The sequence below is a fragment of the Cobetia sp. UIB-001 genome, from assembly GCF_044789135.1.
GTDB classification, from domain to species: domain Bacteria; phylum Pseudomonadota; class Gammaproteobacteria; order Pseudomonadales; family Halomonadaceae; genus Cobetia; species Cobetia amphilecti.
Map to the genome: position 1 here is coordinate 3,318,225 of NZ_CP058244.1, position 17,186 is coordinate 3,335,410.

The 17,186-nt window shown below is 56.2% G+C and carries 15 protein-coding genes, 1 tRNA gene and 1 pseudogene; 2 read left to right on the forward strand and 15 right to left on the reverse strand.

What is annotated here, in order from left to right; all coding sequences use genetic code 11:
• Positions 1-33: 33 nt before the first annotated feature.
• From HA399_RS13775 to HA399_RS13825, 11 genes are all read right to left on the reverse strand, one after another.
• Positions 34-1,698: a BCCT family transporter gene (locus HA399_RS13775; RefSeq protein WP_404325289.1), complete on the reverse strand. Its 1,665-nt coding sequence runs from the start codon at positions 1,696-1,698 to the stop codon at positions 34-36.
• A gap of 88 nt (positions 1,699-1,786) precedes the next feature.
• Positions 1,787-2,896, reverse strand: coding sequence for a mandelate racemase/muconate lactonizing enzyme family protein (locus HA399_RS13780; protein ID WP_404325290.1), 1,110 nt, complete (start codon positions 2,894-2,896; stop codon positions 1,787-1,789).
• A gap of 571 nt (positions 2,897-3,467) precedes the next feature.
• Positions 3,468-3,656 carry a BCCT family transporter gene (locus tag HA399_RS13785; protein ID WP_404325291.1) on the reverse strand — a complete coding sequence of 63 codons (189 nt, stop codon included), beginning with the start codon at positions 3,654-3,656 and terminating at the stop codon, positions 3,468-3,470.
• Between the two features lie 378 nt (positions 3,657-4,034).
• Positions 4,035-4,982 carry a PDR/VanB family oxidoreductase gene (locus tag HA399_RS13790; RefSeq protein WP_404325292.1) on the reverse strand — a complete coding sequence of 316 codons (948 nt, stop codon included), beginning with the start codon at positions 4,980-4,982 and terminating at the stop codon, positions 4,035-4,037.
• Positions 4,983-5,044: 62 nt separating this feature from the next.
• Positions 5,045-5,917 (reverse strand): HpcH/HpaI aldolase/citrate lyase family protein, encoded by an 873-nt coding sequence (locus tag HA399_RS13795; RefSeq protein ID WP_404325293.1) that lies wholly within the window; start codon positions 5,915-5,917, stop codon positions 5,045-5,047.
• A 16-nt stretch (positions 5,918-5,933) separates the two neighbouring features.
• Entirely contained in the window at positions 5,934-7,313 is a 1,380-nt protein-coding gene (locus HA399_RS13800; protein ID WP_404325294.1) for an MmgE/PrpD family protein, read from the reverse strand.
• 9 nt (positions 7,314-7,322) lie between these two features.
• Complete coding sequence (locus tag HA399_RS13805; protein ID WP_404325295.1) at positions 7,323-8,165, reverse strand: MaoC family dehydratase N-terminal domain-containing protein; 843 nt, start codon at positions 8,163-8,165, stop codon at positions 7,323-7,325.
• On the reverse strand, positions 8,158-9,315 hold the full coding sequence (locus HA399_RS13810) for a CaiB/BaiF CoA transferase family protein (RefSeq protein ID WP_404325296.1): 1,158 nt from the start codon (positions 9,313-9,315) through the stop codon (positions 8,158-8,160). Before HA399_RS13810 ends, HA399_RS13805 begins: the two co-directional genes overlap by 8 nt.
• A 358-nt stretch (positions 9,316-9,673) precedes the next feature.
• A complete protein-coding gene (locus tag HA399_RS13815; RefSeq protein ID WP_404325297.1) occupies positions 9,674-10,564 on the reverse strand; it encodes a LysR substrate-binding domain-containing protein in 891 nt (296 codons plus the stop codon).
• 179 nt (positions 10,565-10,743) lie between these two features.
• Positions 10,744-12,234 (reverse strand): aldehyde dehydrogenase family protein, encoded by a 1,491-nt coding sequence (locus HA399_RS13820; RefSeq protein WP_404325298.1) that lies wholly within the window; start codon positions 12,232-12,234, stop codon positions 10,744-10,746.
• The gene (locus HA399_RS13825; RefSeq protein WP_404325299.1) at positions 12,227-13,315 is read right to left on the reverse strand and encodes an aromatic ring-hydroxylating dioxygenase subunit alpha; all 1,089 of its coding nucleotides are present in this window, start codon (positions 13,313-13,315) and stop codon (positions 12,227-12,229) included. Before HA399_RS13825 ends, HA399_RS13820 begins: the two co-directional genes overlap by 8 nt.
• Positions 13,316-13,624: 309 nt before the next feature.
• Between HA399_RS13825 and HA399_RS13830 the strand changes: the two are divergent.
• Both HA399_RS13830 and HA399_RS13835 read left to right on the forward strand, forming a co-directional pair.
• A pseudogene (locus HA399_RS13830) lies at positions 13,625-13,966 on the forward strand (IS1380 family transposase); the annotation flags it as partial.
• A gap of 18 nt (positions 13,967-13,984) precedes the next feature.
• Positions 13,985-14,506: an HlyD family efflux transporter periplasmic adaptor subunit gene (locus HA399_RS13835; RefSeq protein ID WP_404325300.1), complete on the forward strand. Its 522-nt coding sequence runs from the start codon at positions 13,985-13,987 to the stop codon at positions 14,504-14,506.
• Positions 14,507-14,622: 116 nt separating this feature from the next.
• Here HA399_RS13835 and HA399_RS13840 read toward each other — a convergent pair.
• The 4 genes from HA399_RS13840 to queF form a co-directional block, all read right to left on the reverse strand.
• Positions 14,623-14,710 (reverse strand) — tRNA-Ser (locus tag HA399_RS13840).
• Between the two features lie 190 nt (positions 14,711-14,900).
• Positions 14,901-15,488: a YiiD C-terminal domain-containing protein gene (locus HA399_RS13845; RefSeq protein ID WP_404325301.1), complete on the reverse strand. Its 588-nt coding sequence runs from the start codon at positions 15,486-15,488 to the stop codon at positions 14,901-14,903.
• Positions 15,489-15,582: 94 nt separating this feature from the next.
• Complete coding sequence (locus HA399_RS13850) at positions 15,583-16,143, reverse strand: NAD(P)H nitroreductase (RefSeq protein WP_054555640.1); 561 nt, start codon at positions 16,141-16,143, stop codon at positions 15,583-15,585.
• Between the two features lie 150 nt (positions 16,144-16,293).
• Entirely contained in the window at positions 16,294-17,172 is an 879-nt protein-coding gene (queF, locus tag HA399_RS13855) for an NADPH-dependent 7-cyano-7-deazaguanine reductase QueF (protein ID WP_404325302.1), read from the reverse strand.
• Positions 17,173-17,186: the final 14 nt, after the last annotated feature.

The window sequence follows — 17,186 nt, forward strand, 5'->3', positions numbered from 1 at the left end:
AACCGCTGTGAAAGTCGAATAAGCCCCCTCTCATCAACCTAGCGTGTTCATTCTAGACTGAGTCGATGTTTTATTACGCGGCTCAGATGCGAGGCCTTTAATGACGGAACCCGAAGCCACTAACAACACAATGGTAAATGGTAATCCTGTTATCACTGTCATGGCCTGTAAGGCTGACATACCGCCACCAAGAATCAGCGCAACCGCCACAAGTCCCGAAAGAGTACACCAGAAGACACGTTGCGGTACTGGTGTATTTATTTTTCCACCTGCGGCGATGGAGTCGAGAACCAAAGCACCCGAATCGGCTGAAGTTATGAAGAAGATCGCAATCAGAATCATGGTTATCAGTGAAGTGATCAGTGGCATCGGCAACTTGTCAAGCATGACAAAAAGTTGCAAGGGAAGCTCTGCTTCAAAAATCTCAGAATAGCCTTCCTTGAAGTACATATCCAAACCCAAGCCGCCGAAGACACTAAACCAAAGTACACAGACAATAGAAGGGATAATTAACACTGCCATGATAAATTCACGAACAGTTCTTCCACGAGATATTCTGGCAATGAACATACCCACGAAAGGGCTCCAAGCGATCCACCAAGCCCAATAAAAGGCACTCCAACCAGCAGCGAAATTTTCATCACTTCTTCCAAAAGGATTGGACAAGGCCGGCAGTTGAGAGATATAAGCGACAGCATGATCAAACAAAGACCTAAAAAAGCTCAATGAGGGACCAACAATTATTACGAACACCAGCAAGATTCCAGCAAGAATTACATTAAATTCAGAAAGTCTTTTAATTCCGGCATTCATCCCAGCCAACACTGAAAAAAGGGCGCCGGCTGTTATGACTAACGCAACAACAATCTGGGTAACTTCACCTGTAGGAATGCCGAAGAGGTAATTAAGGCCAGAAGCCATTTGTGCTGCACCGAAGGATAGAGTCGGTGCGATGCCGAACAGCGTGGCGATGATGGCAAGGATGTCTATAAAATGCCCTGGCCAGCCCCAAATTCTATCACCAAGGATAGGATAAAACATGGATCGCATGGTGAGAGGCAAGCCTTTATTAAAAGAAAAAAGGGCAAGAGAAAGAGCCATGAAACAATAGATACCCCAAGCATGTAAGGCCCAGTGATAGGAGGAAGCTGCAACACCAAGAAGTGAAGCAGAATCTACATTTCCTTTGGCGCCATTCAGAGGGCTCCAGTCTGTACGTATGCCATTATCAACAGAGATACCATTATAGGCATCGACAGCATGTGTAAGCGGCTCGGACACTCCAAAAAAAATCAAGCTTGTCCCCATGCCAGCAGCAAAAAGCATGGAAAACCAGGAAAGATAGCTATAGTCAGGGCGAGCATCGGTACCGCCTAACCTGACCTTGGACAGTGGCGAAACTAAGATGATTATACAGACCAAGAGAAATATGTTGGCGGCACCGATGAAAAAGCTAGCCAGCTCATCCGTCAGCCACTTCCTTGCATTGACAAAGAGAGGCTCAACCTCGCTTTGAAAAATAATCGTGAAAAAGACAAACAATACGATCATAATGCTGGAAATGATAAAAACCCGATTATGCACATCAATATCGATGAAGCCAATTCGCTTATTGAAATTATCTCGCCCGACTTTATAGTCGGTTTCAATAACATTTGCCTCACCATCTGGAATTAAAAAATCTTGTTTTTCGCTCACAGCATAACCCTCAATTATTTTTGTAAATACTATGCTTAAACTGCCCACCATTAAGGTAGGCAGGGCACATAAACCTCCTATTAATTAATTATAGACTGAACTCTGCCAACGGCTGGCCAAGAGCTTTAGGATCGGGAGATACACCAAGGCCAGGTCGTGAATTAACAGATACAACGCCTTCTTTCACTGTATAGCTTTCGGGGTCCAAGCGGGGACTAACATAATCTGCTAGATTGCAGACATTAAGGATATCTTTTTCGGCTGTAGCCGTTGCCAGATGAAGCGCGGCGGTTGTTGCGATATCACTTCCCCAAGTATCTTCAATTACCATTTTGATGCCCAACGAAGCACACAGATCTCGGGCTCTACGTGCTGGGCTTAACCCGCCAAACTTTGATAGCTTAATAGCGGCTGCATCCATGCAGCCAAGATGATAACCCTTTAACAGACTATGAATGTCGTGAACATTTTCATCAAGTTTCATGGTAAGTCCAGATGCTTGGCGCACAGCATCGCAGCTTTCCATGGTTTCACAAGGCTGTTCGATCATGATATCAAGATGGGATACTGCTCGAGCTGCACGAGTAGCATCAAGCTGTGAGGCACAGCAGTTCCAGTCACCATAAACCAGTGGCCCTTCACCTACTGCTTCACGTACAGCGATAAGACGATCGACATCATGACGCCAGTTGTTATCTGCACCCAGCTTAACCTGGAACTGACGAATACCAGCTGCATAATACTCGCGGGCCATGTTCGCCATCGTTTTTGGTGCTGAACAGGTGATTGATAAATATAGTGGCAGCCTCTCTGTCTGAAGCCCCCCAAGAAGTTGATATAATGGCATACCAGCAGATTTTGCCGTGATATCCCATAGGGCAATGTCTATTGCAGACTTGGCATAAGGATGACCAATTAATTGCCTATCAAGTTTGGCAATAAGACGCTCCGGCCCCACGGGATTAGCCCCCAGAAGTGAAGGAGCAAGTTCGGTGATGGCCGGTAGCACACCATCGGCATAAGCTGGCAGATAATGTGGTATCGGACATACCTCTCCCCAGCCGCTCAAGCCATCATCCGTATCAAGACGTATGATAATAGAGGGAACGCTATCACAAGTTTTCCCCCCACCCATATAGTAGGGAACATGACTAGTAAGATCAACCTTCCATATGGTCATTGCTGTAATCGAACTCATACCCATCTCCTTTATTATTGGTACAAAAGCCTTCGCGAGAATCTTAGCCTTGTTATCATGGAGCAACAATTCTCTGTTAATTATCCAACACCCCCTTATCTGGGTGATGGTTCCCTTTTGCCTTATTGGTGCTTTTATGAATCGGCATGGGGAGCACCATTTACATCACTATTAAATCTCGACAGGTTACGAAGCCACTTCAGATGCCAGGCCCGAGCGCTTATTTGAGACTCCGGAGCCAGCTCAAGACTCGAGCCCGTCATGGGGTAACGAAGAGTTCACCGATGTCACAAAGAAAACGGACATGCTTGTCACACTGATTAAGAATGTCGTTGATCAAACCTTCCTTTCCCAACACCATAACATCATAATCCTGCCCACCTTGCATTAGATGGTCCTTATTGGAAAAATATATCGCCATGCTGGATACTCCAACATTTACTGGGATTAGACGTTCGGCAAGGTGGACTGAATAAAGGGAATCATAGTCACTGCCGTTGTGGATAACGAGCTCTGCATAATCTTCGTCGTAAACAACCTCTATCTGAAACAATAATCCTATAGATCATCCTCAACTTCTTTTACCACGAAAGAAAGAGCATCCAGAAATTTTCATCCAAATGGCGATACACTTCATGGGCCGTGGGGAAGAGACCAATGCTACGCATCCGACATTATCTGGTGGATTAAGAAAATGCATGATTGACTCAGCTACGCAATAGAAAATCAAAGCTATGCCGAGGCCAGCAGAAAATAACATGGGAAAACCAAGACAACCGGCTATAGTCTGGCTCTAAATGATCGGGCTCCAACTTGATACCGCAGTACGGAGAAAGCCCAAAATAGAAGCAGAAAAAATATAAAAAACACCCATCAGAATATAATGCCAACCACCATAATCAACTATAAAGCTCAACACTAAATTGAAGACTTCGGCAGTTTTCTCTGGTGAGGTTAGCCCAAAGACGATGATGGAGAATGCTACCACCACGGAGCCAAAAAATACATTATGAACCAGGTCTTCGAGAAGTCTGTTTTGCCTTAGTCTCATTTACTCCACCTTATTGTAGTTTTATGTGTTGAGAAGGACTTAAACTGAGCCTTAACCACCATCTTGAATATGAAGAACAGGATCTCGTTAGAGGTCCAGCACTAGCCGACTAGACTTTGCGCGAGAAACGCAAATACACATGCAGTCACCACATTCGCGTTCTTCATCGTCGAGAATACTGTCACGGTGATCGATCTCCCCTTCCAGCACGTCGGTTATACAGGAGCCGCAGAGCCCATTCGAACAGCTAAAATCAACTGTATACCCTCTATCTCTGAGTGCAGAGAGGATGCTCTGATCCTCCATTACAGGGATACTTTCTTTCGAGGAGTTAATAACCACCTCAAAAGAAGAATTCGGGTTTGAGCGTTCCTCAGCAATCGGGGAGAACCGCTCGAAGAATACCGTTCCCCGGTCATGGTCCGCACTAGTCTTGCGAATTATCTCTAACAGGGCTTCTGGCCCACAGACGTAGTAGTGTGTTTCTCTAGGGTGCATATCGATGAGATTCGAAAAATCCATGAAACCATCGGTATCATCGCAATGTAGGTGGTAGCGATCACCAAGCTCAAGCTGCTGGAACATCGAATCGAAGGCGGCCATATCGTGGCTACGCACCAGGTAATAGACCTCGAAATCTCGGCCGGTCTGCTGCAAGGCACATGCCATGGCATAGATCGGGGTAATGCCTATTCCGCCCCCCACCAGGACGATGGGCTGGCTTTTCGAAACGATCGGGAAGTTGTTGCGTGGTCCACCAACTTTAACCTCGACTCCAACCTCCAGTTCATGCATGGCGAGGGAGCCACCACGGCCAGTATCTTCCCGCTTCACTGCGACCGATAAATAGTCACCGCCGTCAGCCCATTCCCAGACGGAATAGTTCCTGATGAGTTCCGGTCCCAAGATGACATCGACATGGCTGCCCGCCTCTAGTCCGGTGAACCCACTACCGAGGGCTTCAAAGGTGAAGCTGCAGATGTCGCTGCTCAAGGGTTCTTTCTTGACCAGACGAGCACGAACCGTATCAATCATCGCTATACACCTCGTATGACAGGCTTGTTCGAGTAGACGCGACGGTCAGCGTCGCATTGGGTTTAGGCGATCTGCTCATGCTTGTGCTGTCGCTCGGCAATCTGAGCCTGACGCTCAAGGATTCGCTGGGCACGGCGTGCTACGGGTAAATCAATCATCTTGCCATCCACGGCGATGGCGCCACCGGATGCCCCCTGAGCGTCGAAGAACTCGGCTACCACGCGACGGGCGTGGTCGACCTCGGCCGCGCTGGGGGAAAAGGCACGATTCAACACGGCTACCTGAGCCGGGTGAATGGCGAACCCGCCGGCGAACCCTAGCGGCACAGATCGCATTACGTTGGCCTCAAAGGCTGTCAGGTCACGGAACTCTGCGATGCTGCCGACATACCCCAGCAGGTCGATGCCGGCTGCTTTACAGGCGGTGTTGACCTGCATGCTGGGCACCAGCAGGCTGTCCCAGCAGGGTGCCATCTGCATCTCGAAGGCAAGGTCTTCCGATCCCACGCTCAGTGCCTGAAGCCGCGGGTGCGCTGCCGCAATCGCGGCGACGTTAAGCAACCCCGACGGGGTCTCGATCAGCCCGATCAGTAAGCTGTCTGTGCCTTCCAGGCGATCAGCGAGGTCTGCTACGGCGGCCCTCGACTCTACTTTGGGAAGGATGACGTAGTCGGCGCAGGCCCCCTGCACGGCCGGCAGATCCTGTGCCAGCAGCGCCTCGGACGCATTGACCCGCACAGCGGCGAGCTTGCCGGCGGCCTGGACGGCCGCGCAATGTTCCGCCAGCAAGCTACGGGCTGTCGGCTTGGTCTCCGGCGGCACTGCGTCTTCCAGATCCAAGACGATCGCATCAGCATCACCGGCGACGGCCTTGGCCACCAGCTTGGCGTTATGCCCCGGCACATATAACAACGAACGCATCAGTGTTGTGGTCATGGCAAGCCTCCTTCGCTCAGGCCGCGTGATTTCCGGTGACCGGAGTTGTCGTGGTGAATAGCGCACAGCGGGTCAGGGCCTCGGCAGGGTCCGCACAGAGCAGAGCCTCCGCCTCATCGACGGACAGGCCACAATCGCTGACCTTCTGCAGCAGCTGGGTTTTGGTCATCGGCAGGTCGGCGCCGCCGGGGACTGCCCTCTCCTCGCGCTCCAGCACTCGACCACTGGAGAGAGTAACGGTCAGGCATTCCGGACTCGTCAGTCCGATGTCGCCACTATGCCCCGGAGGCAGTTCGTAGAGCTCCATCTCGACCTTGGCGGCCAGAGCCTGGCGGACCGGATCGCTGAACGCCGCCGGCTCGAAATCGTCGGGCGTGACGTGACCACCCAGTAGCCCCGCCGCAAGGCAGTAAGGCACCGAGAACCGAGCTTCGGCATCGTTGCCGGGTACATCGAAGCGGGCCACCTGATGGAAAGGGCGCGCCATACGGTAGCGCACGGCGGCGATTCTATCTTCATCCTGCAGCTGTGCGGCGATAGCCTCGGCACCGGCGATGGGTCGCTGGGTATATGCGCAGCTTGGCCACAGCTTGCGAACCACCGGGTAACGTTCAGTGCCCAGGCCCAACTCGGCATCAGCGATAGCCGCGTCGAAGCCGGGCGAGCTATCGGTGCCGTAGAGAGGGACAAAGCCTGACGCAATGTCCCAGATCGCCGTGTTGGCGGTCGCACCGCCCTGCGCCATCAGCGCGGCCTGCAGCCCAGCTTGGGCGGCGAGCCCCTCATGGATCGCCTTGGCATGCGAGCCAGTCTGGCGCAGTGAGCCCGCTGAAGAGCTGGAGGCCAGCGCCATGGCGTTGGCCAACTGTGCCTGATTCAGCGATAGCGCTCGTCCTGCCGCCGCCGCGACGCCGATCGGGCCCAGCGTCAGTGTGGAATGCCAGCCCTTATCGTAATGGCCATAGCCCAGCGCTCGGCCCATCTGGACGATGGTCTCATAACCCACCAGCCAGGCTTCGCAGACCTGGTGAATGGATAGCCCCCGCGCCGAGGATAGGCTGAACAGCGCGCTGAAGATCGGTCCGCTGGCATGGCTGGAACCGGACAACTCGTAGTCATCGAAATCCAGCGCATGGGCACGAGCGCCATTGACCAGGGCGGCACCTGTGAGAGTGCGACCCGCGCCTCCCCCCACAGGTACGGCCGGCCCCGTATCACCCGCGGCAACCAAAGCGGCCACCACGGCTCGAGGCTGGGGCATAGACGCTCCCAAGTACATGCTGGCCAGGGTGTCGATGAGGCTGGTACGGGCGCTTTCATACGCCTGGGTACCGACATCAAGCACATCAGCCGTCGCCCAAGCACTGAGCCGTTCGGAAAAAGCAGACTGCGACATGTTCACTCCTCAGGCCTCGGAAAAATCGGCCTCGGCCTGCATGGCCAGGGCATCATCATGGCGGCGTGCCCACAGCTTCATGGTGGTTCCTTCACGCCGGGCTTCGAGCTTGATGTCATGGTTAGTGGTCAGCGGTGCCAGCCCCTTGAAGCTGAAGCGCCGAGGCTGACGTCCGAAGGACCGGGTGGCCAGATCGGCCAGCAGGGTAGCGGTCAGCGGACCGTGAAACACCAGACCTTCGTAGCCTTCAACATCGCGGGCGTAATCAACGTCGTAGTGGATGCGGTGGCCGTTGAAAGTGAGAGCAGAATAACGGAACAGCATGACTTGGGTCGGAGACACGCTTTCGACGATATCGGCGTTATCCGGGGCAACCATCGGCTTGGGTATCGGGGCATCCGGTGATGGATCCTCGCGGTAGACGATGTCCTGTTCTTCTGTCCAGGCCAGAGTCTCGCCGGTGTAGATCTCGTGCAGGACGGTGACGAAGCACAACGGGCCTGTGCGGCCTTCCTTGTGAACGATGCTATGGATGCTGGAGACCTTGCGCGCCGCTTTCCCCAGCTGCAGGGGGGCGTGGAAGGTGAAACGCCCACCGGCCCACATCCGCCGCGGCAGGGCGACCGGCGGCAGGAAGCCTCCCTTGCGCGGATGACCATCGCGACCAAGTTCTCTGGCTGGTTTGGCTTCAAGAAAATACAACCAATGCCATAACGGCGGCAGGGTATCGCCTGTCTGGAGTCTCTGCGGACGGTCTAGGGTAGCCTCCATGAACCGAGCCGGCTCGGCCCGTAGCTGGTCTTCGTAGATCTCGCTATGGCCCAGCCAATCGGCGACATTCAAGTTAGACATGACGGACTTCCTTCTTGTGTTGCAAGGCGAATTCCTGACGTACGCGTGCGGTATCGGCGCCCACGGCTGGAGCATGCCGCAGCTGGCTTGGCCGAATATGATCCAACCAACGGACCGGAGATTCAGGGATGCTGACGGTATCACCGTTGTCGGTGCCGACAGTGCGACGGCGAAGTGCCGGATGGCTGGCCAGCTCAGCGACGCTGTTGACGCCACCGAAGGCGATACCGGCCTTGGATAGGCGAGCCTTGAATTGCTCTTGGGTCAGCGTCTCGGTGACGGCAGCGATCACAGCCTCCAGGGCCTCACGATGGCATACTCTCTCGTTATTGGAGGAAAAACGGGGATCCTCTGCGACAGTCGCATTCTCGAGAACGTCGACGCAGAACCTCACCCATTCACGATCGTTTTGAACTGAAATTAACGTCAGAGCGCCATCCTGGGTTTGGAAGGCACCATAGGGCGCCATACTCGGGTGCTGCAGCCCCACCCGCTTGGGAGCACCATTGCCGTATTCCTCATGAATCAGCGGCACGCTCATCCAGTCTGCCGCCACATCGAATAGAGACACTGCCAGGGCGGCGCCCTGACCACTTACGGAGCGCTGAATCAATGCCTCGAGCACAGCTGCATGTGCCGTCATGCCCGCCCCGATATCGCAAATAGAAACCCCGATGCGGCCCATCTCATTGACCCCACCGCTGATGCCAGTCAGACCGGATTCCGCCTGAATCAGGAAGTCATAAGCTTTCAGGTGCTTGACGGCATCACTTTCGCCATACCCAGTGATATCCAAAGTAATAAGCTGAGGGTATTTGTGGCGTAAGTCAGTTGAACCGAATCCGGCTCTTGCCATGGCGCCTGGGGCAAGGTTCTGAATAAATACGTCCGCTTTCGCGATCAGGCTCTCGAGCAGCTCGGCGTCTTTGGGCTCGCGAAAGTTGAGCGCGACCGAGTCCTTCCCTTGGTTGGTCCAGGTAAAATACGAACTGGCACCTTGGGCCGCCTGGTCGTAACCACGAGCAAAGTCACCTTCAGCGCGCTCAACCTTGATCACCCGGGCACCGGCCTCTGCCAGCCGTGCGGTACATAAAGGTGCCGCCAACGCCTGTTCGATCGACACCACAAGAACACCTTCCAACGGTTGCATATCAGCTCCCCAATCATCGGCAATAAAAAATCAACTGATACAGGTCAACACCTGACTCGAATTCTTCCGATTTTTGGGGATCACGACCGGAAAATAAATTGATTTTTTCTATGCAGTTTGAAAAGAAAAACTTTACAGGAAAGGTATGATCTCAGGGGGTGATCCACATAAATAGCAAACAGATAATCACCAGGCATAGATCGCTACCATGCTAGGGCCATAGGAGCTTATTGGAGGCTAGAGCCACCGACGAGCACTGCCATCTTTTTCCAGGTGCAAAGGGGGCGGGGGGTCAGGTAAGGGAGCGGCGATAATCCGCAACTAGGGAGGGCTTTCATCAGAAAAGGAAAACGGTTATCTAAAACAAATCACTGAGGGGGTCCCTGTCGAACCATTCGACAAAAGCCGCAACACGTGCCCAACGCTCTTTCTGCGGGGGAATACTCAAAAAGTACTTGGGTAGTGGGGGTAAATATCTTTCATCGATGGCAAACGGTACGCATAACTGCTTACCTGCCAGCATACCCTCGGCGTTGATTCGATTACCCAGTGCAACCCCTAGCCCATGTGCAGCAGCTTCAAAGGCATGGAGCGAAGAGCCGACCGCAAGGAAGCGTTGGTCCGGGAGCCATGCGAAATCGGAGAGGATGGACCTCCATGAGTTCAAGCGTCGCTCGGTTTCGATCAACGTCATGCCACGCAGGGCTTCCACACTGGTCAGTTGATTCTCTGCCGCATAGTCGGGATTTGCCAAGGCAACGATCTCATCATCGAGCACCCGGCGAGTAATCAAGGCAGGGTCAGTATCGAAGCGATACTCAATGGCAACATCGATCTCACGCTCCTTGGCATCCAAGGTCATCCGATCAATCAGTCGTACATCATATTGCGGATAAGACTGAAAAAAATCTGATAGACGCGGCAACAACCACTTAGCTGTCAAGGTCGGAGGTGCTGAAATGGTAAGGGTTTCCCGACTCTTCTTATGTGACGCCGTGGCCGTGGCCCGGCTAATTACTTGGAGACCGGGCCGAATCTCAGTCAAGTAGTCACGAGCCACTTGCGTTAGCAGTAAGGATCGCCCCTTGCGTATAAATAAGGGCGAACCAAGATATTCCTCCAGTTTTGCCACCTGGTGACTCACCGCAGGGGGAGTAACGAAAAGCTCGTCAGCAGCCTGACGCACACTTCCCAAGCGTGCAACCGCTTCGAAGGCACGGATAGAGGATAGCGGGGGAAGCTTATACATGTAGGGTGCCAATAGGGATTGAGGGCATCGAGGCATGGGGATGTATCCTACAACAATGGATAATCCGACAGGAGAATTTCTATCACACCTATGTCATCTTTCACGCCACGACACAAGACCGGCAGGTGCTCTCCTGAAAACCTAACATCTGCCGGCACTTACTTGCGCTTGAGATCCGATCACCCCTTGATGGCTATGCCCACATTCTTCGTCTGCACATAGTTGAGTAGTGCTTCCCGGCCTTTTTCGCGACCATAGCCGGATTTCCCGAATCCTCCGAAGGGCGTTTCCACACCACCCGCATACCACTCGTTGACAAATACCTGGCCCGCTCGGATATCGCGAGAGATACGCATGGCGCGGTTGATATTGGCAGAGTAGACCCCCCCGACCAAGCCGTAATCGGTGCCATTAGCCAGAGCAATGGCTTCATCTTCGGTGCGGAACTTGAGCACCGCCACCACCGGGCCGAACACTTCCTGCTGGGCGATTTCCATCTCCGCAGTGACATCAGCAATCACCGTAGGCGCCAGAAAATAGCCATCGCGATCGAGCCGCGCCCCGCCGGCCACCAGGCGGGCGCCCTGCTGTTGGGCCCGTTGGCACATGGCTTCCGCCTTATCTCGCTGAGCCTCCGATATCATTGCGCCCATGTTCGGACCGTGCGCCGGGAACGCCATGCCTGGACCTACTTCGAGCGACTTGGACATTTCCGCCACACGGCTGACCACATCATCGTAGATCGACTCGTGGACAATCAACCGCGACATCGCGGAGCAGACTTGGCCGGCATTGAAGTAGATCCCCCAACGCACGTCACTCACCAGCGCTTCTAGGTCCGCGTCATCGAACACCACGGCGGCTGACTTGCCACCGAGTTCGAGCACGCAGGGCACAACATTCTGTGCGGCGGCGGTGGCGATGGCGATGCCGGTCTGCACCGAGCCGGTGAAGACCAACTGGTCGATGTCCGGATGAGCGGACAGAGCAGCACCGGCTTCGCTGCCGTACCCACAGAGGATATTCAGAGCACCAGCCGGCAGTCCGACACACTCGGCCGCACGGGCGATATACGTCACCGCCAGAGGATCCAGCTCCGGTGTTTTCACCACACAAGTGTTGCCGGTGGCCAGCGCAGCCGATACCGACCTTGCTGTCATCTCCAGCGGATAGTTCCATGGAATGATGTGAGCGGTCACGCCATAAGGCTCATGCACTGTAAAGTCGAAGTACTGCCCTCCCAGAGGGATCGAGCGTCCTTCCATGGTCTCGGCCTGATTGCCGTAGTATTCGAAATAACGTGCAGCCGTTTCGACCTCCAGCCGCGCTTCCCATAGCGGCTTTCCCACGTCGAGGCACAAGACATTGGCGATCTCGTCGAGATGCTCTAGCAGGTACTGCCCCATTCGCTGCACCAGCCGGCCACGCTCCACCGGTGCCAAGTGGCGGAAGCTACCTTCCTGATGACAGCGCTGCGCCGCGCCCACCGCGCGATCGACATGGGTCGCGGAGGCGCAGGCCTGGGTCGCAATCTGTTGCCCCGTGCCCGGATTGTAGACTGGCACGCTACTGCCACCGCCCTGCCAGTAGCCGTCGATAAAGTTGGGCCAATGCGTATGCGGCAGCATCTGGGGGGCCGAAGCCTGGGGAGTGGTGGCAAAATCAGGCATCGATAGCCTCCCGAACCCAGTTGTTAAGAGCTACGATCGAATGCTCCGACATGACCCCCCCTGTGGGATCGACGACCAGAGGGCCTCCTTGGTAACCGCGGCTCTTAAGGCCTCGTTGGACCGACTCGACCAGACGGACGTCTTCGGCCACAGTGGTATCGCGGTCCTGTTCGGCCAAGCCGCGAATGACATCGGATTCTTCTCCTCCAATGGTGTACCAGCCCCGATATACCATGACCTTGTCCACCGCCATGGGCCGCCAGTGGTAGGTATTGAGCACATTGCCCGGATAGACCTGGAACGAGAATCCAGGCCATAGGAACCAAGACTTGTACTGGGTGGCACGGGGATTCGACTCCGGGTCGACCGGATAACTCATTCGGTCCAGATTCTGGCACTCGGTTGTATGCTGAAGGGTGTAACCCACGTGACTGATCCGGTAAGTCTCAGGCTTGATGATTCCATCAACGAAGGTGTGATGGTTTGCGGAGCAGTGGTAGCACTCCGAGTAGTTCTCCACCGAGACCTTCCAGTTGCAGTCCTCCTCGATGGCAACGTATTCAAGGGGTGCCAACTCGTCGATATGCGGCACAAATTCCCGAAGCTCTTCACGCACCCCGGGGAACACCTCATCCATCGACTTGGCATCCGGGTCGAGGTTAACAAATATGAAACCGCAGAACTCGTCGGTCCGGACCTGAGGGAGGCAGATGCTACCTTTGTCAAGGCCCTCCACCGCATCCAGGTTCGGACCATTGCGGAGTCGGCCACCGAGGTCATAGGACCAGCTGTGATAAGGGCAGACAAGCATACGGGTATTGCCAGACTCGTGAGTCACGATTTCGTGACCGCGATGCTGGCAGACGTTGTAGAAGGTGCGGATTTCACCCTTCTTGCCACGAACGCAGAACAGGCTCTCTCCAGCGATCTCCAGCCGGAAGTAGTCGCCACTGTTGGGGATCTGCGAGACATGGCTGGCATACTGCCATGTCGACGCCAGCAGGGTTTGCCGTTCTTTCTCGAAAAAGGCTGAATCGGTGTAGTACTTGGGGTCAAGGGCACGAATGGGCTGACTGCTCACTATTGATACCTCATTCCTATCTGACGTTTTAGAGTTGTAATTCGTTACAAAAACAAGGCGCTGATTATTGGCTTCCCTCAAGGCACGTCTGGCTGTGACAAACGTCACGATAGCAAGGCACAACAGTTTAGATAATTGAAATTTTCATTCCTGATTGTAAAGTTTTACTAAACCATCCGGACTGGCTCGGATCGGCAGTGCCGCATGCGTCTGGCAAGAGCATGCCCGCTCACCTAGGGTTTACCAACGGGCTCTGCGTCACTACAACCTCTAATATTCACCGGGCAGACCTGAAACGGTCACACCAAGGCGTGCATCTACTCGCCGCTTATCGCTTCACTGACCGAAAGTAGCGACATGGTCGGTGGGCTGCTGCGCGAGAGGAAGACGCCAACAGCTAGATTCCCCATCTGGTACGGCGTCTGTGGGAGAGCATGAACCTTATTGTGTCGCAGATACGGGTGCGCTGGATGGCTTCACCGATGGCGCGACGCTGCGTGCCATGGACTCCCGCGACATTGCCTATCTGGGCCGGCTGGAGAGCAACGCGGTGATGCAAACCAAGGCAGAACCGTATCTCGTTCGATCGCCCGGGCGGCCACCGGCGACGCCCCCGAGTGGTGACATGATTTGGAGTACCAGGCGAAAAGCTAGGAATCCCTGCGTCAGGTGCAGGCCGAAGTCACCGACGCGGAAGAGAGGCTGGTCGCGCTCAATGACAATCTGAGGCGCATCAAGGTCATCGCCCCGGTCGCCGGCACCGTGGTCGGGCTCAAGGTTCATACGCTGGGGGCGGTGATACGCAGCGGCGACCCCCTGCTCGATATCGTGCCCGCCGGCGATGGCTTCATCGTCGAGGCAAGGGTCCCGGACCACGACATCGACCACCTCTACCTTGGCCAGCCGGCGGAAATCCGCTTCAGCGCGTTCAATCAGCGACTGTCCAACATCATCGATGGTGAGGTGACCCACCTGAGCGCCAACAGCTTCGAGGATGAAGCGACCCGAGCGCGCTACTACAAGGCACGAATTCGTGTCACCGAAGCCGGCAAGGGAGACATGACGGACAGCATGCGTCTGCTTTCCGGCATGCCGGCGGAAGTGATGATCCGTACTGGCGAGCGCAGCTTTGCCAGCTACATCGGCAAACCCATGGCGGACATGCTGGCGCGCGCGATGAGAGCGGAATAGATGAGAGCGGTTTAAAGGAAGACAAGCGGCTGAGACGCCGCTGAATGAGAGGCAAGCGACAGCCCCCCTAAGAAACGCGAAAAGCCCGCATCGTGAGATGCGGGCTTTTCTGAATCTGGTGGAGGGGGAGGGATTCGAACCCTCGAAGCCTTTCGACTTACACACTTTCCAGGCGTGCTCCTTCGACCACTCGGACACCCCTCCAGATCAGTGCTCTCATTGGTCACCCGACTGCGTCGTGTTTCCCTTGAGAACGCGGCGTATATTATCGATAACCTTCGAGTGGCGCAAGCCTTTTTTCCAAAAACTTTCAGATAGATAGCGTCAGCGCTCTCACTCTGCTCACTGACCCTGCGCCCTCAACCCGCGCACTGGGCCGAGGCCGCACTCATCGTCACGGCCCCAGCACCACGTAATCGCCACGGGCCTCGAAACACAGTCGCGGAGCGGACTGCCCTTCGACCTGACACCACAGCTGTTGGGTCAGCGACAGTCGTGCTCGCCGCCCTGCCGCCAGGCGCTCGCCCACCTCGTGCAGCGCTGCCATGTCATCCGGCGCGCAGATGATGTGATAGTCGCCACTGACCGGGGCCAGAAACTGCTGACTGGCCTGCGACACCACGATATCGCGCTGGATACCGCGGGCACGCAGCCAGAGCGTCAGCCAGCTCCAGCCACACAGGGTCGCCTCGAGACTCATGGCGCCGCCGAAGGCAGTGCCCTTGTCATTGAGATTGGGCGGCAGATGCAGATGCCAGCTCAGCTGACCCGTCGCACGCTCGGGCTCTGACCACTGCATCTCGACAAGCCCCAGATGAGCAGCCAGCGGGATCGCCTGCGTCAGCCAGCCACGAAACCGTGACAGGTCGTCGCTGACCGGCGCCGCGAGACTGCCCGGCTGCCCCTGCGCATCACGCGGCAAAGGCAACGGAGGCCAGGCCTCACCACTCAAGCGCGACGACTCATTTCGCGTCTCACTCACTCAGCGTCTCTCTCATCAAGGGCTTCGCTCAGCGCCTCTCTCATTCAGGCCCTCGCTCAGCGCTCCTCACCAAGGGCCTCGCTCATTCAGCGTTTCACTGCCAGCGTTCGACGAAGTCGGCACTGTTGCGGTTCGGCAATGGCTTGAGGCGCCCGCCCGGAGTGCCGAGGTAGAGGAAGCCGACCAGCTCATCCTGCTCGCCCATGCCCAGCCCTGCGTGCACGATGGGGTCAAAGGCGTAGCCACCGGTGCGCCACATGCCACCGAGCCCCTGGGCCTGAGCGGCATACAGCATGGCGTGAGCGGCACAGCCGGCACTGACCACCTGCTCGACACGCGGCACCTTGGGGTGGTCCGGCGTGACCCTGGCGATCACCGCGATCACCATCGGCGCACGCAGCGGCTTCTTGCTGGCAGCGGCCTGGGCGGCCTCGTCACCGGCCGGCGACTTGTTGCGCTCCGCCTCGGCGAACAGCTCACCGAGGCGCTCAAGCCCGCCACCCGTGAATTCGATGAAGCGCCAGGGCGTCAGCTCGGCGTGGTCCGGCGCGCGCAGGGCGGCCTGATAGATGGCCTCCATCTGCTCAGCGCTCGGGGCCGGTGCCATCAACTTGCCCATGGAATTGCGTTCATGCAGTAACGTCAGCGCGTCCATCGTCTCTCCTGTCACAGACTTAAGATAAGAATGATTCTCACACTAGCATGTCGCCGGTACGCCGTCTCATCACTCGCTGCTATCTACCTGATTGGCAAGGCGCTATCTGGTTGGCGAGGCGCTACCTGATTGGCAAGGCGACGGGGACGACTACTGCCGGGAGAGACGCAGCGGCAGGCTGGCGCGGGCCTCAGCCTCGAGATCCGCCGTGGCACGCCACGGGCTGATATCCAGGCCACCACGCCGCACATAACGCGCCATCACCAGCAGAGACTCGGGCTTCACGCGCGCCATCAGGTCGACGAACAGGTGCTCGACGCAGTGCTCATGGAAATCCTGGTGCTGGCGATAGCTGATCAGATAGGCCAGCAGGCGCTCGCGGTCGATACGCGGGCCGCGATAACGGATCCACACACTGCCCCAGTCCGGCTGGCCGGTGACCGGGCAGTTGGACTTGAGCAGGTGGCTGTGCAGGTCTTCGCTGACGATGTCGGTGGCATCGGCGCTGAGCAGTTCCGGCGACGGCGTGTAGTGCTCGACGCTGATCGGCAAGTCATCGAGGCACTCTCCCGGCAGGCGCCCGACGTCCAGCTCGCTATCGTCCAGCTTCAGCAGACGCACCTCGACCGGCGCACCGGCCGCGGCGACGAGGTCACGCTCCAGCGTTGCCTGCACCGCTGCCTGATCGGGGAAACGGCTCTGATTGAGACTGTTGAGATAGAGCTTCCAGGACTTGGATTCGATCAGGTTCGGCGAGGCTGCCGGCAGGCGAAAACGTGCCACGCGCACCCACGGCTTGCCGGCCTCATCCAGCCAGGAGACTTCAAAGGCGTGCCACTCATCCTCACCGACGAACGGCAGCGCCGCGTCATCGATGCCGATGGGGCCACGATTGGCCGCCCGCGCGATGGGGAACAGCAGGCTGGCATCGTAGTGCTCGGGATAGGCGGACTCTCGCCCGAGCGGGGCATCCTTGAGGGTCTCGGGGCGCGCCTCGTCGGGCACGTTGACGGCAGTGGGGTGAGCCATGACAGCACTCCAGT